This is a genomic window from Micromonospora profundi (assembly GCF_011927785.1).
In the GTDB taxonomy this organism is placed as follows: Bacteria; Actinomycetota; Actinomycetes; order Mycobacteriales; family Micromonosporaceae; genus Micromonospora; species Micromonospora profundi.
In genome coordinates this window covers 3,247,592-3,268,933 of record NZ_JAATJK010000001.1, presented here as the reverse complement: position 1 = coordinate 3,268,933, position 21,342 = coordinate 3,247,592, and the positions used below count along the sequence as shown (strand labels likewise).

Annotated in this window: 19 protein-coding genes and 1 pseudogene; 16 read left to right on the top strand and 4 right to left on the bottom strand. The window is 67.3% G+C overall.

Annotation, left to right across the window (positions count from 1 at the left end; genetic code table 11):
- Positions 1 to 18 precede the first annotated feature (18 nt).
- Positions 19 to 1,065, bottom strand: a complete 1,047-nt coding sequence (locus F4558_RS14370; protein WP_209273298.1) for an IS110 family RNA-guided transposase — start codon at positions 1,063 to 1,065, stop codon at positions 19 to 21.
- A 343-nt stretch (positions 1,066 to 1,408) separates the two neighbouring features.
- On the opposite strand from F4558_RS14370, the gene F4558_RS14365 reads away from it, so the two are divergent.
- Both F4558_RS14365 and F4558_RS14360 read left to right on the top strand, forming a co-directional pair.
- Entirely contained in the window at positions 1,409 to 2,860 is a 1,452-nt protein-coding gene (locus F4558_RS14365) for an IS110 family RNA-guided transposase (protein WP_167944622.1), read from the top strand.
- A gap of 396 nt (positions 2,861 to 3,256) precedes the next feature.
- The gene (locus tag F4558_RS14360; protein WP_167944620.1) at positions 3,257 to 3,520 is read left to right on the top strand and encodes a DUF1883 domain-containing protein; all 264 of its coding nucleotides are present in this window, start codon (positions 3,257 to 3,259) and stop codon (positions 3,518 to 3,520) included.
- Between the two features lie 322 nt (positions 3,521 to 3,842).
- On the opposite strand, the gene F4558_RS14355 is transcribed toward F4558_RS14360, so the two are convergent.
- On the bottom strand, positions 3,843 to 5,105 hold the full coding sequence (locus F4558_RS14355) for an SAVED domain-containing protein (protein ID WP_167944618.1): 1,263 nt from the start codon (positions 5,103 to 5,105) through the stop codon (positions 3,843 to 3,845).
- Positions 5,106 to 5,138: 33 nt separating this feature from the next.
- Here F4558_RS14355 and F4558_RS14350 point away from each other — a divergent pair, with 33 nt between their 5' ends.
- The 7 genes and pseudogenes from F4558_RS14350 (at position 5,139) to F4558_RS14320 (ending at position 13,620) form a co-directional block, all read left to right on the top strand.
- A complete protein-coding gene (locus tag F4558_RS14350; RefSeq protein WP_167944616.1) occupies positions 5,139 to 6,239 on the top strand; it encodes a nucleotidyltransferase domain-containing protein in 1,101 nt (366 codons plus the stop codon).
- Positions 6,236 to 7,831: a ThiF family adenylyltransferase gene (locus F4558_RS14345; protein ID WP_167944614.1), complete on the top strand. Its 1,596-nt coding sequence runs from the start codon at positions 6,236 to 6,238 to the stop codon at positions 7,829 to 7,831. Before F4558_RS14350 ends, F4558_RS14345 begins: the two co-directional genes overlap by 4 nt.
- A 137-nt stretch (positions 7,832 to 7,968) precedes the next feature.
- Positions 7,969 to 8,310 carry a hypothetical protein gene (locus tag F4558_RS14340; protein WP_167944612.1) on the top strand — a complete coding sequence of 114 codons (342 nt, stop codon included), beginning with the start codon at positions 7,969 to 7,971 and terminating at the stop codon, positions 8,308 to 8,310.
- Between the two features lie 622 nt (positions 8,311 to 8,932).
- Positions 8,933 to 9,647: pseudogene (locus F4558_RS14335) on the top strand (IS5 family transposase).
- Positions 9,648 to 9,953: 306 nt separating this feature from the next.
- Positions 9,954 to 12,242, top strand: a complete 2,289-nt coding sequence (locus tag F4558_RS14330; protein ID WP_167944610.1) for an McrB family protein — start codon at positions 9,954 to 9,956, stop codon at positions 12,240 to 12,242.
- Entirely contained in the window at positions 12,239 to 13,444 is a 1,206-nt protein-coding gene (locus F4558_RS14325; protein ID WP_312877335.1) for an McrC family protein, read from the top strand. The genes F4558_RS14330 and F4558_RS14325 overlap by 4 nt, the downstream gene beginning before the upstream one ends.
- Before the next feature lie 26 nt (positions 13,445 to 13,470).
- Entirely contained in the window at positions 13,471 to 13,620 is a 150-nt protein-coding gene (locus F4558_RS14320) for an immunity 21 family protein (protein WP_245241879.1), read from the top strand.
- 222 nt (positions 13,621 to 13,842) lie between these two features.
- On the opposite strand, the gene F4558_RS14315 is transcribed toward F4558_RS14320, so the two are convergent.
- Positions 13,843 to 14,619, bottom strand: coding sequence for a hypothetical protein (locus F4558_RS14315; protein WP_167944608.1), 777 nt, complete (start codon positions 14,617 to 14,619; stop codon positions 13,843 to 13,845).
- 396 nt (positions 14,620 to 15,015) lie between these two features.
- On the opposite strand from F4558_RS14315, the gene F4558_RS14310 reads away from it, so the two are divergent.
- Positions 15,016 to 15,474 carry a hypothetical protein gene (locus tag F4558_RS14310; protein ID WP_245241327.1) on the top strand — a complete coding sequence of 153 codons (459 nt, stop codon included), beginning with the start codon at positions 15,016 to 15,018 and terminating at the stop codon, positions 15,472 to 15,474.
- Positions 15,467 to 16,309, top strand: a complete 843-nt coding sequence (locus tag F4558_RS14305) for a TRM11 family SAM-dependent methyltransferase (protein ID WP_167944607.1) — start codon at positions 15,467 to 15,469, stop codon at positions 16,307 to 16,309. Before F4558_RS14310 ends, F4558_RS14305 begins: the two co-directional genes overlap by 8 nt.
- 461 nt (positions 16,310 to 16,770) lie before the next feature.
- Here F4558_RS14305 and F4558_RS14300 read toward each other — a convergent pair whose 3' ends face one another.
- On the bottom strand, positions 16,771 to 16,959 hold the full coding sequence (locus F4558_RS14300) for a hypothetical protein (RefSeq protein ID WP_167944605.1): 189 nt from the start codon (positions 16,957 to 16,959) through the stop codon (positions 16,771 to 16,773).
- A 41-nt stretch (positions 16,960 to 17,000) separates the two neighbouring features.
- Between F4558_RS14300 and F4558_RS14295 the strand changes: the two genes are divergently transcribed.
- The 5 genes from F4558_RS14295 (at position 17,001) to F4558_RS14275 (ending at position 21,269) form a co-directional block, all read left to right on the top strand.
- Positions 17,001 to 18,035 carry a DUF4192 domain-containing protein gene (locus tag F4558_RS14295; protein ID WP_167944603.1) on the top strand — a complete coding sequence of 345 codons (1,035 nt, stop codon included), beginning with the start codon at positions 17,001 to 17,003 and terminating at the stop codon, positions 18,033 to 18,035.
- A 5-nt stretch (positions 18,036 to 18,040) separates the two neighbouring features.
- Positions 18,041 to 18,493, top strand: coding sequence for a hypothetical protein (locus F4558_RS14290; RefSeq protein ID WP_167944601.1), 453 nt, complete (start codon positions 18,041 to 18,043; stop codon positions 18,491 to 18,493).
- A gap of 254 nt (positions 18,494 to 18,747) precedes the next feature.
- Positions 18,748 to 19,026 (top strand): hypothetical protein, encoded by a 279-nt coding sequence (locus F4558_RS14285; protein ID WP_167944599.1) that lies wholly within the window; start codon positions 18,748 to 18,750, stop codon positions 19,024 to 19,026.
- Positions 19,027 to 19,284: 258 nt separating this feature from the next.
- Complete coding sequence (locus tag F4558_RS14280) at positions 19,285 to 19,983, top strand: GGDEF domain-containing protein (RefSeq protein ID WP_167944597.1); 699 nt, start codon at positions 19,285 to 19,287, stop codon at positions 19,981 to 19,983.
- On the top strand, positions 19,980 to 21,269 hold the full coding sequence (locus tag F4558_RS14275) for a hypothetical protein (protein WP_167944595.1): 1,290 nt from the start codon (positions 19,980 to 19,982) through the stop codon (positions 21,267 to 21,269). Before F4558_RS14280 ends, F4558_RS14275 begins: the two co-directional genes overlap by 4 nt.
- The last annotated feature ends 73 nt before the right edge of the window (positions 21,270 to 21,342 follow it).

Here is a 21,342-nt window from a genome sequence, read left to right as displayed (position 1 = left end):
CTGGGGGATGAGAGTCGGTCACGCTGGAGCCAGTAGTCGTTCCCTGTGTCCTCCCGGGCCCGCCGCCGTGGCCACCGTGTCGCTGTTCATGCACCGGTAGGCGATGTCGGACAGGCGTCGTTTCAGCGCGCGCATCGCTTCCATTGATGTCTTGCCGTCGGCTTTCTTGCGGTCGAAGTAGGCGCGGCCCTCGGTGGGGTTGCGTAGCTGGACGGTGGCCATGGTGTGCAGTACCCGGTTGATCTGTCGGTTCCCGGCGCGGGAGAGCCGGTGTCGTACCTGCTCGCCGGAGGAGGCGTCGATGGGGGCGGCGCCGTTCCAGGAGGCGAAGTGGGCCCGGTTGGGGAACCGGGTGATGTCGCCGACCTCGACCAGCAGCCGGGCGCCGGATGGGCCGATGCCGTGCAGGTTCATCAGCGTGGTGCCGGTGGAGGCCACCAGTTCCTTCAGTTCCTTGTCGGCCTCCTCGGAGTGTCGGTAGATCCGTTCAAGGTCCGCGGTCAGCTCCGCGGCGACCCGTCGTCGGGCCTTGCCGACCGCATCACGGGGGCGGACGGTGGCCAGCAGCGCTTTGGCTTGGGCGGCGGACAGGCTCTTCTTCGCCCCACCTGGGATCAGTTCCAGCAGCAGTTGGTGCAGCTGGGAGACCATCCGGGTGTGGTCCTCGCCGAGGGAGCGGCGCCGGTCGACCAGGATCCGCAGCAGGGCCAGCTGTTCGTCGTTGACCAGCGGGCGCAGTCCGGCCATGCGGGTGCCGACGAGCGCGATGGAGTGGGCGTCGGTGGCGTCGGTCTTGCGGCCCTGCCCGGTGGCGAACACCCGCGCCCGGGCAGACAGCTTCGGCGGGACGTCGACGACCTGTTCGCCGTCGGCGAGCAGCCGGTTGGCGATGTGCCGGCCGATGCCCTGGCAGCCCTCGATCGCCCACACCCGGTTCGGCCACCGGCTGGCGTACTTCCTCATCGCCGCGTAGCCGTCGCGGTCGGTGTCGAACCGGCCGCCGCCGACGACGGTCTCGTCGCGGGCCATGACCTCGATCGTGGCGGAGCGTTTGTGCGGGTCCATACCGATGACCACACGATCTGAAGTGCCACTCACCGCGTCTTCCCGTTGCTCGATCCACCTGGGTTGTCGAGCCGGGAGGGCAACGCTACTTCGAGCCGAGCAAACCCTTGACTTGTCTAATGGGGACAGGCGCGAGGGTCTGCAGCCCGTAGCGTCAGGGCGCCGGTTGGCATTGGCTCGCAAACCCCTTGCCGCCTTCGGGTTGGCTTATCAAGAGCGTGCCACGGCTGGCCGGCGCCCGGCCGTGGTGTGGCTCGACAGAGGCGTGCACAAGGATTTCTTGAAGTCAGGCTGCCCACCACGGCGCATCTCCTGCCCGCCTGGTGAAGGGACTCTGCCTGCCGTGATCACGATTGGGATCGACCCGCACAAAGCCTCATTGACCGCCGTGGCGCTGGATGCCACCGGCCGGCAGTTGGCGGTCAGACGCGTGGCGGTCAACGCCGGCGCCTACAAGACGTTGATGGGGTGGGCCGCCCGCTGGCCGCAGCGGCGGTTTGCCGTGGAAGGCGCCGCCGGTCTTGGCCGCGGCATCGCCCAACTGCTCGCCGGTGGCGGCGAAGACGTCGTCGACGTGCCGGCCACGCTCGCCGCTCGCGCCCGGCTGCTGGATACCGGCGGTGCCCGCAAGAGCGACCCCGCCGACGCCGCCAGCGTCGCGCACGCCGCCATGCGCCACAAGCGGCTGCGCACCGTCGTGGCCGAAGACCACAGCACCCGGCTGCGCCTGCTCTCCGAGCGCCGTGACGACCTGGCCAGCGAACGAGTACGGGTCCTCAACCGACTGCACGTGCTGTTGCGGGACCTGATCCCCGGCGGCGCGGCGCCGGATCTCACCGCCGAAAAGGCCGCCACGCTGCTCCGCGGCATGCGCCCGATCAGCGCCACCGACACCTGCCGACGCGACCTTGCCCGCGACCTCATCGCCGACCTGCGCCGCCTGGACCGGCAGCTGCACACCAACCAGGCCCAGACCCGCCAAGCCCTCGCCGAGACCCACTCCACCATCACCAACATCCACGGGGTCGCGCACATCCTTGCCGGGAAAATCCTGGGCCACGTCGGTGACGTCACGCGCTTCCCGACCACAGACCACTTCGCCAGCTACACCGGCACCGCACCCCTGGAGGCATCCAGCGGCGAACGCCGCCGGCACCGGCTCAACCCCACCGGCAACCGCCAACTCAACACCGCCATCCACACCATCGCGGTCTGCCAGGCCCGCGACCCCGGCCCGGCCGCGTCTACTACCTCCGCAAAATCAGCGAGGGCAAGACACCCGCCGAGGCCCGACGAGCAGCCGGGCATCGCTGTGAGCCTCACGGGTGCTAGCAGCGGCTCCGTACACGTCTCTGTGGAGGTCCACGACCTGCCGCCGCCGCAACCCGACGCGGCGGCTATGGCCGGCTGGGATGAGGTGGTCGAGCAGTCGATCCTTTCGCCGGGTGGCGACCTGCGGGTCGCGGCGTTATCGGCCGACCCGCCGAAACTGCCCGTACTCTGCGCAAACGGCCCCGGACAGTACCGGATCAGATTGCATGCCAGGGGTCGCGAAATCGCGCCGGACGGGGTTGCCTTCGAACCGGTCGAGGAATACCACTTCGTGGTCTGGCCGCAGGCCACCAGGCCGGAGGTCGCACACCGTTTGACCGACCGGTATGGCGCCAAAGCGCGGACGGCAGCACCCATACCGCCCCCGCCGCCGCAGGACCTGAGCGACTTTGAACGGTCTGTCGAGGAGCGGATACGTCGGGCCAGCGGCGGCGCACCGCAGCCACAGTGGCCGGTGAACTGAGCGCCCTGTCCCACCCGACCTGTGCCTGAGCGGCCGGTGTACTGGCAAACCGTCCACGGCGGACAGTAGTGGACGATGAATGCGCAGAAGATCGCCGAAGATTTGGGCAGCCACCCCAGGCTTTGCGCGGGGCACCACGGGCCGGCGTTGGCGGTATACGGGGTCTTGGGACCACCCCCGGGCCTCCTCTGCCTCGGCGGTCCGGGCCTACGTCACAACTCGTGACTGCCGGCGGCTAGTCGAGAACACGGCCGCCGCTGGCGATCTGTCGTGAGCAATGTTGACCATTGGCATCACATCGGCGGGCACCTCGCGAGCGGCCGTGGGTTGCGGAGCGGAGAAGACCACGCCCGGTAGGGCTTTCTACGGGGCGTCATCATCCACTACACATAGTGTGTGGATCACCTCTACTGGGACCTTGGTGAGTGCGCCACTGGCGCGGTGTTCGAGATCGGGTTGCGCGGCTCGACCGCCAGGGTCTGCCTCATGGACGACGACGAGTACCAGGCGTACGTCGAGGGCGACGAGTACGAGTTCTTCGGCGGCTTCTACGACCTCACCCCCGTAGTCCTGGAAGTGCCCTACGACGACCACTGGTGGCTGATCGTCGACAGCAACCCCGAGCGCATCCGAGTCACGGTCAACCAGGTCTTCGACTGACCACTGCGGGACAGGTACGACGACGGTAGGTCCAGGCCAGGCCAGTGAGGGATGACGTACAGGCCCAGCCCGACTCTTCGGTGGCAGCCGGTGGCGCACAGGTCGTCCACGATCTCCACACGGACCGACGCATGGAGCAACAGCGGATCCACCTCGATACCGCGGACGTCGGCAGTTGCGCTGTGCCGGATCGTCCGCGACTTTCAGGCATGTTGACGACGGGCATCTGAACGCGGGAGTGGGCCTGAACTTTTAGCCAATGGCGAGCCAGCGCTTCCTATCGGTGTCTCTGACCTCGTACGTAGTCGGGCGAAACGTTTGCCTAGCGCCGGACTCGGAGCGCCAGGAAAAACGTTCCGTCATCGCGCCGGTCGTAGACGTTCAGAGCAGGTGAGACGTGTGGCATGAGCACCCTCCCGATGGTGACTGCGGCCGAGATTCCAACTGCTGCGAAAACGTTGATCTCGTCCAACCGTCCATGGTCTGCTTCGACGCTCGCCAGGAACGCGCGCAAGATCCCTTCGAAGGACGCAAGGTCGGCAGGGGAGGAGAGCAGAGTTGGCCCTGATTCGGCAGGAGGAACCGGCGCGATCGAGTAGATGTAATGAGTCGCTGCTGCTTCCGTGGGCAGGTCTTGCTCGTGGATCGTGCCAGAAAGATTCAGGACCAGGGTGACTGACTGAAGTGATTCGCCTATTCGGACTCGTGTAATCTGGAACAGGACAATTTGCTTCTGGTTGCTTGGCCAGGTCCATGCGTTCATAGCGTCAGTGCGATGCCGTTGAAAGACGATTGTGGACACCTTGTCGTCGAGGCATGAACCCAAGGCAATCAGTAGAGGAATACGTGCGAAAGCAAATACGGCAAGGCGGGTGACGGCGTCTCGACGCACCCCGTCGTGCACGCGCTTCGTGAAGTCGGCGATTTCTCGGGCCAAGCGTGCGAAATCAGTCTGGTTCAGGCTGCCCCGATTGCGAAGGTCAAGATCTGCATCGGAGTCCCAGTGGCTGCCGGGGAGAATCCTCGGGTAGAGCCCTGCCGCTGTGGTCGCGGCTAACACAGTCGACCGCGCCAACTCGGCGGGGACGCCGCGAACATCACCCACAATGCGAAGCACGTAGGCGGAGCGGTCGGCTCCGATAGCTGAGAGACTTTCAATTCTGCTCTCGTGCTCCTGCTTGCGGCGCTTTAGTTCTTCTACCGTATAGCGCCCCGCCACGCCACCGTCATCAATCGGCTTGTGGCAGTTCCTGCACGCCAAGATGAGGTTGCTTGCGTCGGCCCGCCACTCGAAGGGTAACGGAGCTTTGCCGCGCGGGGAGCCTTCGGACCAGCCGACGTTATGCGCGAGCTCCCCTATCGGCACCGCCTCGCCCAACTCGGTCGCCTCGACAAGAGACAGGTTGCAGAAGGTGCACCGTCCTGCAGCTCGGGCCCAAACAAGAACCTTATTCTGCTCTGTGACCTTGGGCCGTGACTGCTTGGGCTGCTGTGGCAATACGCTCACCCGCTTCTTGTCGTAGGCGTCCGTTATGGTCTCGCCGTCGCTCCGAAGAGGCTGGTAACCGTTCGGAGCCGCCAGCACAAGACCACATCATCACGCACTGGAGGACCCGCCATGAACATGAGCCATGATGATCAGCTTGCCCGAGTGCTCGGCGCAGGCATCGAATCGTTCGACATCCCCGAAGATCAATTCCTGGTCGCCGAAGCAACATGCAAGGCGGCGTGCGGCTTCCTCCGCGACTACTGGGCCGACAGCGAATCCGGAGGTGCCCTCTACCCGCAAGGATCCATGAGGTTGGGCACCGTCACCGCGCTCATCCACCGACGCGACGAGTATGACCTGGACATGGTGTGCAGACACGACCTCGACAAGTCCGAGATCTCGCGGGCCGACCTCAAGGCAGACGTCGGAGAAGCCCTCAAGCACTTCGCGAAGGAGTACCCGGAGCTGGGCCTCACCCTGGACGACGAGGGTCGCCGCTGCTGGACCTTCCAGCACGACACTCTGCCGTTCCACATGGACATCCTCCCAGCCATCCCCAACCCCAAAGTCGAGCCAAATGGCATCTGGGTGACCGACACCGAAGCTGCCAAGTGGCACCCCTCAGCCCCAATCGAGTATGCGGACTGGTTCCTCGACATCCAGTACGACGAGTGGAAGGCAGGTGCCTTCAAGATCGCCGAAAAGAGACAGATGGACATCGAGGCGCTGCCGAGGCGGTTCTTCAAGACGACGCTTCAGCGGACGGTTCAAGCACTGAAGCGCCACCGCGACATCTTCTTCACTGACGATCTTGGCAACCGGCCCTCATCGATCATCATCACCACCCTCGCCGCCCAGTCGTACGAACCCCGAGGTGGCCTGTTCAACGTGCTCCACCATGTCGTCGAGCAGATGCCAACACACGTCGACTACAAGTTCGGCAAACACGTCATCGCCAACCCGGTCGAGCCCGGCGAGAACTTCGCCGACCGGTGGATCGGACACCCTGCCCGAGCCCGACGCTTCTTCGAGTGGATCGAGGCAGCGCTGCGCGACTTCACTGCGATCGCCAACGCCCAGCACACCGATGACGTGCTCGCCCGAACTGCCCGAGCTCTCGGCCCGAGTCCCGCCGCTGCAGCGCACCACGCCCTGAGCGCAAGCCCCAGTCTGACCCGTCAGTACGCAGTGGCTACAGCCGTGCCGGCCGGGAACGATCGCTTCGCATGACTGGCACCTGGGCACAAGAACTCACCGACGAGCGAGACACCTTTCGTCGAGGGCTCGCTGCCCACGGCTTCAACGGTGACCGCGACACGCTGATCGGCCCACTGAGGTGGCGGTCCTCGAGCACGCAGGGGGCGAAGACAGCCACCATCGAAGTCGCGCTCACCGACGCATTCCCTTTCGGCCCTCCGCAGGTCCGCATCCTCGACGCCGGAATGCCGCTCGAGCTGACCTTCCACCGTGAATTCGACGGCTCGCTGTGCCTTTGGTCGTCCAACGTGCCCGTTGACAACGCACCCTGGCGTAGCCCAAGCCAACTACTGCTCAGGGTCGCCGCCTGGCTGAGACAGACCGACGCCTGCTGGCCCAACGATACCGATTGCGACCTAGAACGGTATCTCCCTAGCGACCCACGTCTGCTGCTCTACGACCGCGACAGGCTTGCCACCGTCAAGGGCTGTGTACGGACCCAAGCCACAGCCAACGGTCTCCGCGTGACGATCAGCGACGAACCGCAGCGGCCGCCAAGCCGCCCTGTCCCCCGCAAGCGACGAAGGGCTCAAGACAGAGGTGGCGGTGGTCCAAAGATCGGCCGCAGGCATCGAGGGCTCGCCTGGATCGCTGACGTTGGCCAGCTGGACCGACCGGTGCAGGACGGATCATCGCTGTGCCAGGCCCTCGGCGCAGACGCTCGGCACCTCATCTGGCTCATCTCAGTCGGCGTCATTGAATTCGTGGTTCTGCGATACCGCCGGCACGGCGCCGACGGGGTCCTGGCGCTAGCTGTTAGACCAGCACCGTCCCAGACGCCGCCCATCGAGGTCCGTTCCTGCGAGGGGGCCGACACGAGCCTGACGACCCGAATGCTGCGAGCCGGCCCGGCCGCGACCAAGCTGGCTGACCGACGCGTCGCGGTCGTCGGCACCGGCGCGATCGGATCGTTCGTCGCCGACTTGCTGTTCCGACACGGCATACGACAACTAACGATGCTTGATCCACAACTGCTACTACCAGGAAACCTGGTACGCCACCTGGCCGGGGAAAGCCTGGTCGGATTCCCGAAAGTCCATGCCGTGAAGGCCCGCTTGGCCGCCCTAGGCTTCGACACCACCAGTGTTGACGGCACCGTCGACAGGCTAGCCACACCTCAACAGGCGATGAAGCTACTCCGCGACCATCATCTGGTCGTAGACGCCACGGCAGACGCGCGGGCCACGGCACTATTCACCAGGGCAAGTAGCTGCATCGCAACGCCCGTTCTGTCCGTTTGCCTCCAGCGAGAGGGCGCCATCGCTCGGGTCGACCGCTTCCCCCTGCGCGGCGCGGAGCGCCATCTCGAAGCGGTTCTGGCCAACCCCCAACCAGGCGAGACTCACGAGCACGGCTGTGACGCGCCCGTCTCCCCGACGCCTCCAAGCGCAGTGGTGGCCGCATCCGAACTGGTCTGCAGGGCAGCCATAGACGAACTGACCTACGACTGCAAGATGCCCGCAACGCTGATCGAGGTATACGAACCCCAAGAAGCGCCCTTCGACGTTCGTGGATTGATGACCTCCGAGCCGCAAGAGAGAGATGGTGGAGGCTTGCCGACATAGGACCTGGGTCTCGAGATCGGTCCCGTCGCGATCCATCTGACCTCGGCCACGGCGCTTGGGTTAGCCAGTATCACACCGGGTAACGCCAGGCATTTCCTAGCGAAGGTGTCGAGGCTGGGCTGCTGCCGAACCGGCAGGTGGAGAACGTCAACGACCGCCGGCAGATGCTATCGGCGCCCGCCGGCCCGGATCATCGCCGGGTCTTGTCGCGTTGGTTGAGGCGCAGTATGAGGCGCATCGTCTGGGTACGTCGCGGGGCTTCGGTTACCGGTGTGTTGTTCATCGTGGGGCAGGCCGCCGCGATGGCGGTGCTGTACTTCGGTCCGGGCGTCCACGTTCCGTTGCACTGGGCGGCGGTCCGCCTCGGAGACGTCGCGGCGCCGCTCATCGGTGTTGCGAAGCTGTCGATGTGCGTGCTGGCGGTCACGTTGCCGATCCTGCGCCGTCCGCGGTGCAAGCCCTGCTTGCAGCGGCGATAGCCACCCGGGCTGCAGGGCCGGCGGACTCCCCAGACCCAGCAGTGGTCGCACGGTTAGCTCGGGCGCTGGGCGTGAGCGGACCGTGCGCCGAGGGCACTGCCAGGGCGTCCAGCAGGCCCGCAGAGGACGGACTTGCGGGCGTGCCCGGCACCCGGCTGGCGGACCTGACGGCGCTCACAGTTCGTCGGGCAGTGCCAGGCGGGCGTGTCCGGGTAGGGCTCAGTGGATGGAGTTGAGCGGTTGCAGGCCGTTCGGTACCGCCACCGATGAGGAACCTCCACTCCTCCTTGCCGGCCCGGGCCCGCACCCGCGGTGTCACCTCATCGTCCCGTACGTGGTCGGCGGTGGTGCTGACCCTCCACTGGGCAGTCTCCCCGATCGTGATTCCCGCCCGAGCGCCGTCGGGGTAGCTGCTGTGGGTCCACGCGGCCCGGCGGCCCGGTCGGCCGCCGGCCGCCTCACGGCCGGCCGGGATGGGTTCCTTGTCGATACCGAACTGGTCGGTGTTGAAGACGATCGTCGTCCAGGCTCTTAGAGCTCCTAACGAAATGATGTTGGGCGGGTCCTCGGGATGTGAGGATCGTTCTGTCTGAACGTGAGGAGGGGTGAGCAGCCGCCGTGGATCGTGTCGGACGACCTGTGGGCCGAGATCGTGCCGCTGCTGCCACCCCGTCCGCCCCGGCGGCATCGCTACCCGGGCCGCAAACCCCTCGACGATCGCAAGGTGTTGTGCGGGATCCTGTTCGTGCTCTACACCGCGATCCCCTGGGAGTACCTGCCCCAACAGCTAGGCTTCGGTGCGGGCATGACCTGCTGGCGCAGGCTGCGGGACTGGAACGACGCCGGCGTCTGGCAGGAACCGCACGAAGTCCTGCTGGGCAAACTCCGAGCCGCCGGGCAACTCGATCTGTCGCGGGCGGTGATCGACGGCTCCCACGTCCGGACGCTCAAAGGCGGCCCAAAACCGGTCGACCGCCGCAAACCAGGCTTGAAACACCACGTCATCACCGACGCAGGCGGCATCCCCCTCGCCACAGCGCTGACCGGCGGCAACCGCCACGACGTCACCCAACTACTGCCCCTGGTCGACAAGGTCCCCCGGATCAGAGGCATCCGCGGCAGGCCCCGGCATCACCCCGGTCATCGCCCGACGCGGCACCGGCCACGGATCCGGGCTCGGCATCCGACGCTGGGTCGTTGAGCAAACCATCGCCCTACTGCACTGGTTCCGCCGCCTACGCATCCGCTGTGAGATCCGAGACGACATCCACGAAGCCTTCCTCACCCTCGCCTGCGCCAGAGTCTGCTGGCGCCGACTCCAACACTCAAGAAGCTAGGACCTCTAAGCAATGTCGGCAATCCGACCTCGAGCGGCGTTCCTGTGCCCCGTGCTCGATGCTCCTTCAGTGGCTCGATTGAGCGCTGGAGGAAGGGACCTACGGCTGCCGGTTGGACGATCGCGCCGGCGCGTCGGCCTCGGCCTGTTCACCTGTGACGGCTCGACCTGTGAGAGTCGACCCTGTGAGAGGGGAGGGCCTTTCGCCCGATTGGGCGTTGCTGGGCGGTACCAACGTCATTAGGTTGCGTGGGGTGGCGTCACCGCTGGCCTCTGTATTGAAAGCCGCACGTGATTGGGGTGGGTCGTGGCGGACGGGGCGATCATTCCCTCTCGAGACGACGACATGGTGCGATCGGTCGGCCGCAGGCTCATCGATCTAGGGCTTGGCCAGGGCGGCTCGCTGCTTGTCCCTGGCAGACGGGCGTGGGCCCAGGAGACTGCGCGGGAGTTGTTCCGTGCCTACAACGAGCGCCCGGACGAGGGCTCCGATGCGTTCCTGGTCAAGTTGCAACGGCAGCTCGACGACGCCTCCGATGAGGTCAAGCTGCTGGTTGCGGAGTTGTTGACCCTGCAGGCGCTTCCGCTGAGCAACCTCACCCCGGTAACCAAGCGCAGACGTGTTGAGGCCGTACTGGCCTGGATGCGTAAGCCTGTGACCATCCCGGAGCCGGTCCTGGCCGCTTTCCAGCAGAGGACCTGGAACGGGGGGACCGGCGCCCACACGATGTTGTGGAAGTGGCTGGCCGACGCGGTCCAGTTTCTCCTGGCCTGGTGGGCGCTACCTGAGCAACGGCGCGCTCTCGCTCTGGGTGACCCCTGGGTGTGGCAGGAGGTTGTGTACGAGAAGAAGCTGATGCCCTCGTTGCGAGAGGCGCTGCTCTACCTCGCGTTCCCCACGCACTTCTTGCCCATCGTCAACGTGGCCCATAAGCGGGCGATCCGCGACGCGTTCGCTCCGGGCGCTGCAGTGGCGCCGACGCAAGACCTCAACAGAGACCTCTTCCACATCACCACGCAGGTGCAGAAGCAGGTCGGTGAGCAGCGAGTCGACTTCTATCGGCCGCCGTTTGCGAGTCAGTGGAAGCCGCCACCACAGGGCCGGCGTGCCTGGCTCGTCCGGTCCCGGGCAGGTGAAGACGTGCTCGACCAGTGGAAGAGCGACCAGGTCGTCTCGCTGGCGGCCACCCGCATCGGCCAGGTGCCCGCGGGATCAGAGCGATCCGCTGTGCGGTCAGCCGTGGATGCCGGGTTCGGGCATTTGGACTACGCCGGGCGGCTCGTGCTCGCCACGGAGTACCACGCGTTCCTGTCGCTGATGAACGTCGAGGACGTCGTGGCGACAGTGGTCAACGACGAGCTGCACCTCGGCGTGATCGATGGAGCGCCGGACTACGTTCTCGACGGAGACGACCTGCTGCTGGTCAGACCGGTGCAGTGGGTGGCGATTGACCCGGTTCCGGTGGACGCCCTCCCCGCGCCCCTTCCGGCTGAGCTGGATCAACAGGGTGTCGTCGTTGACCTGACCGGTGCGTTGGAGGCGCTCACGGGTCTGATCGAGGAGGTGGTTGAGCCTGCCGGCGTCGAGGCGGATGGCAACAGTCGTGGCAGGCAGGCCGCGCACACTGTTCCTGCGTTGCCGTCGGCTACCGGCGATCTCGCCGATCGCCTGAACCTTCCTCAGAACTGGTTGCAGAAGCTGCTCGATCTGTGGCAAGAGCGGTCCCAAGTCGTCCTCTTCGGCCCACCTGGGACGGGCAAGACGTTCATTGCCCAGGCGGTGGCCAGACACATCGCAGAACGGGACGCGATCCGTCTGGTCCAGTTCCACCCCTCGTACGCCTACGAGGACTTCTTCGAAGGCTTCCGGCCCGTTGAGGGCGCAGACGGCGCGGCGGTGGGCTTCGCCAAGGTTCCCGGACCGCTGCGGGAGATCGCCGCAGCAGCCAAGGAGAATCCAAGCAAGCCGCACGTCTTGGTCATCGACGAGATCAACCGCGCCAATCTCGCGAAGGTCTTCGGAGAGCTGTACTTCCTTCTGGAGTATCGGCAGGCCACCGTTCGCCTGCAGTACTCGCCGGCGGAGGCGTTCAACCTGCCGCCAAACGTCTTGCTCATCGGCACGATGAACACCGCCGACCGGTCGATTGCGCTGGTCGATGCTGCCATCCGTCGCCGCTTCGCATTTGTCGAGTTGCACCCGGACGAGGAACCGGTCTCGTCGGTGCTGCACGCGTGGCTGAAGAAGCAGGGCAAGGCCGATGACGAACGTCCCGCCCTGCTGGCTGCCCTAAACGCGGCGATCGGGACCGCCGACCACGACTTCAAGATCGGCCCTTCCTACTTTATGCGCCCCGCCGCCCAACGCGTCGAGGGCCTGACGCGGATTTGGGACCATGACCTCCTGCCGCTACTCGAGGAGCACTATGCGGGACGCCTATCACGCGCAGCGGTCCGTAGCCGGTTCGGGCTGGCTGCGATCCGCACGGCTATCGCCACACAAGGCGCCCCTAATGGCCGGGTAGGCGACGACACCGACGCTGCGCGCGTCACTGTGCCAGTCCAGAATGCCGACTTCGACGGAAGGCTGGCGTGAACACCAGCACCACGCCGGGTTCCATCGTTCTCACCGAGGTCGGATCCAAGGCGGTCGTGCTGACACTGGACGACCACCAGGTCGCTGCCCTGCGCGCCGCGGACCTCGTTACCGTGAGCCCTGCCGTCGGCGGCCAATGGAAGATCAAGGCCGGCCGAAAGGTCGGAGCAATCCGTGTCGGTAATCTCGAAGTCGAAGTGACGCCGAAGGTCGGCCTTGCCAACATGCTCTTTTTCCTCGGCTACGCGACCAACCCCGGATTCCGCCCGGAAGACGTCGCCGGCGTTCCCACCGCCGGACTATGGCCCGCCCTGGCCACATCACTGATCCGCTACACCCGTCGCGCACTCGCCTCCGGTCCGCTGCACGGGTACGCCACCATCGACGACACGCTGCCGCTAGTACGCGGACGAATCCGGTTCGGCGACCACGCGGCCGCACGCCCCGGCCTGCCGCTACCGGTCGAGGTGCGGTACGACGACTTCAGCAAGGACATCCCGGAGAACCGTCTCCTGCGCACCGCCATACAACGCATGCTGACCGTGCCGCGACTGCGCGACGCCGATCAGGCTGATCTGACGGAGCTGGATGCCCGACTGGCCGGGGTGCGCGTGCTGCCGCAAGGAGCTCCACTGCCCGTGTGGCGCCCGAGCCGGCTCAACGCCCGATACGCCCCGGCGCTGCGCCTCAGCGAGCTGATCGTGCAGCACTGCTCTGCCGACCCCGGCGATGGCCGCTATGCCATCGCGGCCTTCGTCGTGAACATGGAGAAGGTCTTCGAAGCGTTCATCGGCGTGGCCCTACGTGAGGCGCTGTCTACTTACGGTGGCCACACCGAGGCGCCTGGCAGATGGACGCTCGACATAGGGCAGAGCATCCGGATCGAACCCGATGTCCTGCACATTATCGACGGACGACCGGTAGCCGTCTTCGATGCCAAGTGCAAGATCGAGCCAGGGGCAGGGAAGCCGACCAACCCCGACGTCTACCAGATGCTCGCGTACTGCACTGCGCTGAACCTGCGTTGCGGTTGGATTCTTTACGCTCAAGGCACAGAATCGGCCACCACATGGCGTGCCCGTAACACCAACACCAACATCGGCTACCGACCACTCGACCTGCGTCAACCGCCAGAGCAACTCCTGAAAGACGTTCGCCATCTCGCCGACCGCGCCATGCGCGAGGCTGCTGTCCCCGAATAATCTGGGTGGTGGACGGGCCAGTCGTGATGTTCGATTCGGCATGGCCCGGAGCGGAGTTGGAGCCTGACAACCACCTCGTGATCGATCTACGCCCGAGCGAATACCGGGTCCGGGCGACGTACCGCGCCGATGGTGACAACTGGATGATCCTCGTTCAGCTTCAACCCGTGCCATGAACTCGCAGCCGGAGGCAGACCAGGCTTGATCACCACACCCGGACCTAGCCGCGATCCGGGCGCTCGCCACGGTGCTACGGGGATCAGGTCCAGCCGGCCGGATTAGTCGGCTTGGTCGCGAGAGCGGCCTCCGGAGCATCTGCATTGATTGCGCCGAAAGTAGATTCTTATCCGTCGCGCTGCTACCTATGTACGCGGCCTGTTGCCGACCGGTTGGTGCTCTCAGGCGGCTATGGCGCCTTCGCAGCGGCTGGCCGAAGAGCTCGGACCGGACAGGTCCCCCCGCATGACCGCGGCGGCTACGACCCGTTCGGCGCGGCGGCGGCGCATCCGCAGCGATGGTCCGGTCACGCCCTTCTCGGCAGCCAGCTGCTCGATCAGCGCGTCGCCGAACCGGGTGGCGCTGATCAGTTCAGCGGCTTCGGCCGTGATCAGGCCGGCGGCGGCTGCCCGGCCGAGCAGCAGGTCCGGATGTCCGTACGGCATCCGTGGTGAGCGCGACCCGGTGGGCAGGTCCAGCGGCAGTTCCTCGCCGTCGTCGGTCTTGACGACCGCGGTGCCGGCGCGCCAGGCCGCCCAGCACAGCCGCAGCCACAGTCGGGGCGGGGCGAGATCCGCACTGCGCAACGATTGCAAGAATCCGGCCAGGACTTCGGAGTCCACGTCGTCGGCGTGCCGCGCGTAGCCGCGGCTGATTTTCACCGCGAGGTGCGTCAACGCGGGCAACGCCACGCCGATCGCGCCGACGACCCAGGCCGGTCCCCATTCGCGGGCGTGGTGGGCCAGCTGCCGCCACAACTCGTCGGTGGTGTCGCTGCCGTAGCGCTCGAACATGAGCAGCTTGCGCAGCTCGTCCAGCGGCATCGTGGTGTCTGGCAGGCCCGGCACCGGCCGGGCGTCGAACACCAGCGGTGCGGGTTCGCAGGTCAGCAGTCCGAAAGCCTTCTCGGCGATGGTCAGAGCCGTGTTGGCCATCCTCGTGCGCGTGGTCGTTGCCATGGTGATGTCCCCCTTGCCGGGAGCGCTTCGCCTCGTGCGAAGGCTCCGAGGCCTCCGATTGGGACAGCCCGGCCTGACAGCACGAGCGTTTGTCAGACCCGGATAGGTCGTGACCGGCCATGTCAGGTTCGCCACTGCGCTCACCGCCGCCGATTCGTTGACGTGGCTGTCAGACCGGCCCGAATGACTGGTGCTGTCAGGTCATGGGCGGGTTCGATCGGCCTGTCAGCGGCGCACTGGGAATCGTCAGTACGCCCGCCGGTCCCGGGGGCCACCGTGCCCATGACCGACAGAAACCATCACCGAGCACCGGTTCCCGTGGGGGACGTGGTGCCCGGCGACCCGCCCGTGCCGATCACTGTCTGGCCAGTCCCCGCCCCACACGAAGGCGAGGCCATGTCCAACGCGATGGGCATGCGATTGGTCCACAACCTCACCCACCCGTCCGACCTCATCATCGACCTGGCCAAAGGACCACAGTTGGCACGCGCGATCATCGCGGCACACCGCCGTAGTCATCTGCACGCGGCGCGCCCAGTCGGGTGGGGCCGCGAGTCGGCGACGCTGATCGTCACTGGCTGGCCGCTTGCCGACACCTCTCCGGTCGACTTCTTCCTCCGCTGCCGCGCCCATCTCGTGCCGGGCGGCTGCGTGGCGGTGGTGCTGGCGCACGGCGACGTCGCCCTGCCGGTCGACGTCGTCATCGCCGCGAAGCGGGCCGGGCTGGCGTACCTGCAGCACATCGTGGCGGCCGACCGGCTGCCCCGACGCGGCGAGCAGGCGCAGCTGGCGATCCACACCGACGTGCTTATCCTGACCCGCAGCGCGATACAGGGCGGGGCCACCGATGGGTGAGATCCTGCCGATCACCTCGGTGTGGCTGACCTGCCAGATACCCGCCCGTGACCAGCGGCGAGGCCGCTACGTCCGGCAGACCTCCAGCCATCCGGCCAAAATGCTGCCTCACCTGGCCGCGCACGCGATCAGCGCATACACCGCGCCGGGCGAGGTGGTGTTCGACCCGATGTGCGGGTCCGGCACCACGTTGGTGGAAGCCATGCACCTCGACCGGCACGGCATCGGGATCGACATCGAGCCCCGCTACACCGCACTCGCCGAGGCCAACGTCGCCCTCGCCGCGTCGCAAGGCGCCGCCAGCACGGCCACGGTGTTCACCGGGGACGCCACCGGTCTGCTCGACCTGGTGCCCGCGTCGGCGGTCGGCCGGGTGAGCCTCGTGCTTACCTCGCCGCCGTACGGGCGCGGGACGCATGGCCTCGTGCAGACAACCAGAGGCGGGGTACGCAAGCGGGACCACCTGTATGAGGACCGGGAGCGTGGCAACCTCGCCTACGCCGGGTGGTCCCGCCTGCTCGACGGGTTCGCCTCCATCCTGTCCGCCAGCTACCAGCTGCTACGTCCCGGCGGAACAGTGGTGATCACCTCCCGGCCGGTACGCCGCCAACGCGATGACCTGATCGACCTGCCCGGCGAACTGCTCGCCGCCGCACAGTCAGCCGGGCTGGTCCCGGTGGAACGGACGGCGGCGATGCTCGCCGCCGTCCGCGACGGGCAGGTCGTGCACCGGGCCAGCATGTTCGGAATGATGGCGGTCCGCCGCAGCCGCGACGACGGCATCCCCGTGCACCTGGTGGCGCACGAAGACGTGCTGGTCCTCCGCCGCCCTTGAAAGCCTTGCCGGGGTTCAGGAGTATCGGCCAGGTAAGGCCGACGCCGAGGGCTTGACCAAGCCGCGGACGAGATCAGCCAGGCGGGCGGCAGTCCCGGCGAGTCCCACTATGGCCAGTGTGGATTGCCGGGCTGTCAGGTTCTGCCAGGAGGCCGAACCTGACAGCCCCGCCGACGGCACTCCCGGACAGGCTAGCTTGAGGGCTCTCCCTACCTTCTGTGCCTCTGATCTGACGCCTCGCGCGACGGCATCGCGCCCACCAACCATGGTCGGCCGCCGCCGCCAGCCTCGGATCCGGCACGTACCAACCCACACTCTTCGCCCAAACGCGACCAGGGCGCGGCTTCACCATCCGTTCAGGCGGCCACCAACCGGTGGCCGCCTTCTCGCTGTCCTACGGAGGACAACATGCGTCGTCCCACCCGGCACCCGACACACGGCGAGGTCCCAGACGACCTCCGTCAACCCGCCCCGCCCGACCTTCTGCGCAGCACGTTCGCGGCCAACACACCGAAGTACACCCGGCCCACCACACGGCCGTCGTTCGGGTGGCTGCGTGCGCCGGTCTGGTCACGGACGTGCCCTCGGCTGCTGCCGGCGGCGCAGCGATGACCGGCGGAAGCCCGGCCGATCAGGCCCGTGCTCTGCATGCCGAAACGACGGCTGCGCCCCACTCTGACGGGAGATCAACGTGTCGTTCCCCGAAAACAAACTGACGGTCCGATCAACGGCCGACCTGGCTGCCGCGGTGCCGTACCTCATCGGCTTCCATCCCAGCGACGGCAGCATCGTCGTGATCGCCTGCCGAGACCGGCGGATCGTGTTCGCCGCCCGAGGTGACCTGCCGGCCCCCGGATCCCCCGCACATCACCTGCGCGACCTCACCGCTCACCTGGTCCCGGTCGTGCAGCGCCAGCAGCCGATCACCGACCTCGTGATCGTCGGCTACGGCACCCAGAGACACATCGACCCGGCACTGCATGTCGTCGGCGATGCGTTCACCGCCACCGGCCTGGCCGTGCGGGAACTGCTGCGGGTCACCGAAAGCCGCATCTTCAGCCTCACCTGCGACGATCCCGGCTGCTGCCCACCACAGGGAACCCCCGTCGACCCCACCACCTCACTCGTCGCCGTGCACGCGACCGTCGCCGGGCTCGTCGCAATGCCGGACCGGGCGGCAGTGGCCAGCCGCTTCACCACCGTCGACAGCACCGGTGACGGCATACGACACGCCACGACCGAGGCGACCGCCCGCATGGCGGCCTTGAAGGCCAGCGGCAGCGCCGCCGTGTACGAGGCCGGCGTCCACACGGTCCGCGGCGCGCTCCGACAGCACGACGACGGCACACGTCTCACCGACCACATGGTGGCCTGGCTGACCGTGCTCCTGACACACAAGCCCGTGCGGGACCTCGCCGTCGACCTCACTCAACCGCACGACCAGCACGTCACCTTCTGGGCCGAGATCACCCGCCGCGCCGACGAGCCGCTCGTGCCGGCGCCCGCGACCGTCCTCGCGCTCACCGCATGGCGCTGCGGTGACGGCGTCCTGGCCGTCATGGCCGCCGAGCGGGCCCTGCAGATCGACCCCGACTACCAACTCGCCGACCTGCTCCTGCAGGCCCTGCACGCCGGTCTGCCGCCCTCCGCTCTCGAGCAGGCGACCACCAGCACCCACCCCAACCCATCCACCCCGAACCCGAACACCGCCTCAGATCAGGAGTAACCACGATGGATCCCATCCGCAGCATCCTGCTGTCCCTCGCCCGCACCGCCGAAGAAGCCCGACTGCGCTGGCACGCCGAACGCGCCGCACTGCGCGCCCGCGGGGAAACGCCCACCCGCACCGAGGCGTTCTCCTACGACGTCCAAGCCGACCTGTGCCTGATCACCGCGATCACCGCAGCCGACCTTCCGACGACCTTCCGCCTCTACGACAACACCCTGTCCCGAGACCCGCTCACGGCAGCCGCACAACTTCGCCAGGTCACCTCCGCCTACGACCACAGCGGCCCGATCGAGGCCGCACACGAGGCAGCGCGCCTGGCCTACAAGGCGGCGTTCGCCGAACCGCTCACCGCGCAGGAACAGCACTACGCCGACCTGCTCGCCGACCTGCCCGCCGCACGACGCGACAAGATCATCGAAGTGGCAGAGGAACGCGCCCGCCACCTGCCGGCATGAGCATCGGCCCACCTGCCGGCGCGGCACCCCCGCTCGCCGTCTGACCCGGGGCGGCAACAGCACGCCGTGCTCCCGCTCCGGCTGTGGCGGAGCAGACCCGGTCGGGGCCTAGCAGCGCGGCTCACGACGGGGGAGTGGGCCCGCGACGAAGGAACCTCTCACCCGGCAGAACCCATCCAGGTCGGCTGCTGCTGCACGACCTGCTACGGGCGCCGGACGCGCCGGGCATAGGCAGCAACCCAGGAAAGGAACCCATGAGCCTGTACACCCTCACACCCAAACCCGGGTTCGAGCGGTACACCATCCAGGTCGGCTGGAACCCCCACCGCACGTACGTCGCCACCGTCGTCGACTTCACCTGGGACCCGGTCACCGAACCTCACCACCAACCCGACACCATCCAGCTCGGCCGGATCGAGACGCTTCTCGACCCGGCCGAGGTGCTGATAGCCGTCGCACCCTACGCCGAGATACCAGCCGACCTACCCGCCAAACTCCGCGCCGACCAGGCCGCGCACCCGGTGCGCCGCTGACACCAACTTCCGGTCGGCTGACGTCACATCGCACACCGATGCTCCAACCCACTCGCAGGCACACCACCACGAGCAGTGCTGACTGAACCGCCCCGATGACGCCTCCTCGGGAGGTTCGTCGTCACCGATGCCGTGAGCCAGAGCGGCACGAACCCGCAACCCGGCCCGCCCCAGAGGCGGGCCGTCGTCGTATCAGGACCCGGGACGCGCCGCCTCGAAACGATCGCGTCCCGGGTTCTCCTGCAAAGGAGGAACCCAGTGTCCCTACCACTGATCATGATCGCCACCGCGATGGTGGCGCTCGCCCTGGGCAGGCTCACCGCCTGGCCGACAATTCACCGCCTCCGCACCCAACTCGCCGACGCCACCCGATCGATGCTCCACGACCCGCTCACCGGCATGCTCAACCGCGCCGGCCTGCAAGCCGCACACGCGACCCTCGCCGAAACCGCCCCCGCGCAGCCCCTGATCGTCGCCCTGATCGACCTCGACGACTTCAAACGCGTCAACGACACCCACGGCCACCGCCGGGGAGACGGCCTCCTCATCGACATCGGCGACCGCATCACCGACATCGCCGCCCTTCACGGAGGCACCGCCGCCCGGCTCGCCGGCGACGAATACGCCGCACTGCTGCCGGCCCGCACCGACGACCTGAACCGCATCGCCGACACCATCACCACGATCATCGCCCAACCCGTCGCGTCTCCCGCAGGCGGCAGCCCCGCCACGGTCACCATCACCGCCAGCGTCGGCCTGGCCCTCGTCGACACCAGCGACCCCTTCACTGACGTGGCCCTGCACCGCGCCGACATCGCCATGTACCACGCCAAGCGAAACGGCCGGAACCGCCACGCTACCTACCAGCCGGGCATGACCATGCCGCCCGCACAGCACCACCGTCGCGGGCCTCGCCTCCGTGACCGGCGCCAGCCGACCGGCGAGGCCACGGCATGACCGCCCCGCCCGAAGAGATGGCCTGCCAGACCTGCCTCTCCCCGCTGAACACCCTCGGCATGCCACCCACCCACGTACACCCAACCCACCTCGCCACCGACGGACATCAACCAGCGCCCGTCCCGGTCAGCCAGCTCGACACCGTGCGCCGAAGCTGCGACTTCTGCGGCGACCCCTACCCGATCTGGACACTGCGCGGCGGCGAGGTAACCGCCATCGCCATCGGCCCCACCGCAGGGCTCGTCCAGGACTTCGGCCACTCCTGGGCAGCATGCGCGGCCTGCCACACCCACATCGACGACGGCCGCAACGACAAGGTCATCGACCGCGCCGTACAGGCACTCGGCCTCGCCAACCACCCACAGGCACGACAACGAATCGAGGAACTACACCAGACGTTCCTCAACGCCCGACTCCCCGGCCGAACACTCATCACGACGACCGCCTGGCCGGCCACCACCATCACCGCCGCGGAGCTGCCCAAGGTCCGTGACCGCCTCACCCGCTTCTACCGAGGCACCGACAACCTGCCCGCCACGCTCGCAATCACCGACGCACGTCAGCAGATAACCGCCGGTCTCGAACGCTCACACCTGTACTGGATCGACACCGACTTCACCGACCTGGCCGAGCACGCCGCAGCCCAGCTCCCCGACGTACACCTCAGCCGCGACCTCACCCCCGCGACCGACGGAATGCTCATCTGGCCCCGACCAGTCACACCTCGGCAGCTCACCGCCGCGTCCTGGACCAACACCATCCACGGATGGCACGTCGTCCTCTACCGCACCGTCGGCGCCGGACTGCACGGCAAGCCACTGCAGCGGCTACGCGAACAGGTCGGCTGGCTCGCCCCGACGAGCGCAGCCCACCTCCCCGAACAGCACCTGATACCCGGTGACCATCCGGCGGCAGCGCTGGTCGCGACCTGGCTGCTGATCGCCCAGCAAACCGCAGACGTCACCACGGCACGAGTCGACAAAGCCGTCGCCAAGACCTACGCCCGCACCAACCGACCCGTACCCGAGCTGCGCATCGTGCGCATCCGCGGTCGCCGCAGCACCCCAGGCCCGGACGGACCGGCGCCAGGCAGCCACGAGCGTTCTCAGACGATACGGTTCTGGGTCTCCGGCCACTGGCGCAACCAAGCCCACGGCCCGGGCCGATCGCTGCGCCGCCCCGTCTACATCCACCCCTTCCTCAGAGGCCCCGACGACGCGCCGATCAAGCTGAGCACCACCGTACGCATGCTCAGCAGCCGCCGTCCGAGCCCGGAAGAGCGGTAGCAGCAGCGATACCGGTGGTGGCATCGGCCACCGAGCTGCGCCACCACCGGCATCGTGCAAACGTCGCAGATAG

Bases quoted from the DNA above. Each gene is read 5' to 3' on its own strand.
- F4558_RS14370 (WP_209273298.1), bottom strand. From the start codon at position 1,065: ATGGACCCGCACAAACGCTCCGCCACGATCGAGGTCATGGCCCGCGAC.
- F4558_RS14350 (WP_167944616.1), top strand. From the start codon at position 5,139: ATGAACATGAGCCATGATGATCAGCTTGCCCGAGTGCTCGGCGCAGGC.
- F4558_RS14345 (WP_167944614.1), top strand. From the start codon at position 6,236: ATGACTGGCACCTGGGCACAAGAACTCACCGACGAGCGAGACACCTTT.
- F4558_RS14320 (WP_245241879.1), top strand. From the start codon at position 13,471: ATGTTCGATTCGGCATGGCCCGGAGCGGAGTTGGAGCCTGACAACCAC.
- F4558_RS14315 (WP_167944608.1), bottom strand. From the start codon at position 14,619: ATGGCAACGACCACGCGCACGAGGATGGCCAACACGGCTCTGACCATC.
- F4558_RS14310 (WP_245241327.1), top strand. From the start codon at position 15,016: ATGTCCAACGCGATGGGCATGCGATTGGTCCACAACCTCACCCACCCG.
- F4558_RS14305 (WP_167944607.1), top strand. From the start codon at position 15,467: ATGGGTGAGATCCTGCCGATCACCTCGGTGTGGCTGACCTGCCAGATA.
- F4558_RS14300 (WP_167944605.1), bottom strand. From the start codon at position 16,959: ATGCAGAGCACGGGCCTGATCGGCCGGGCTTCCGCCGGTCATCGCTGC.
- F4558_RS14290 (WP_167944601.1), top strand. From the start codon at position 18,041: ATGGATCCCATCCGCAGCATCCTGCTGTCCCTCGCCCGCACCGCCGAA.
- F4558_RS14285 (WP_167944599.1), top strand. From the start codon at position 18,748: ATGAGCCTGTACACCCTCACACCCAAACCCGGGTTCGAGCGGTACACC.
- F4558_RS14275 (WP_167944595.1), top strand. From the start codon at position 19,980: ATGACCGCCCCGCCCGAAGAGATGGCCTGCCAGACCTGCCTCTCCCCG.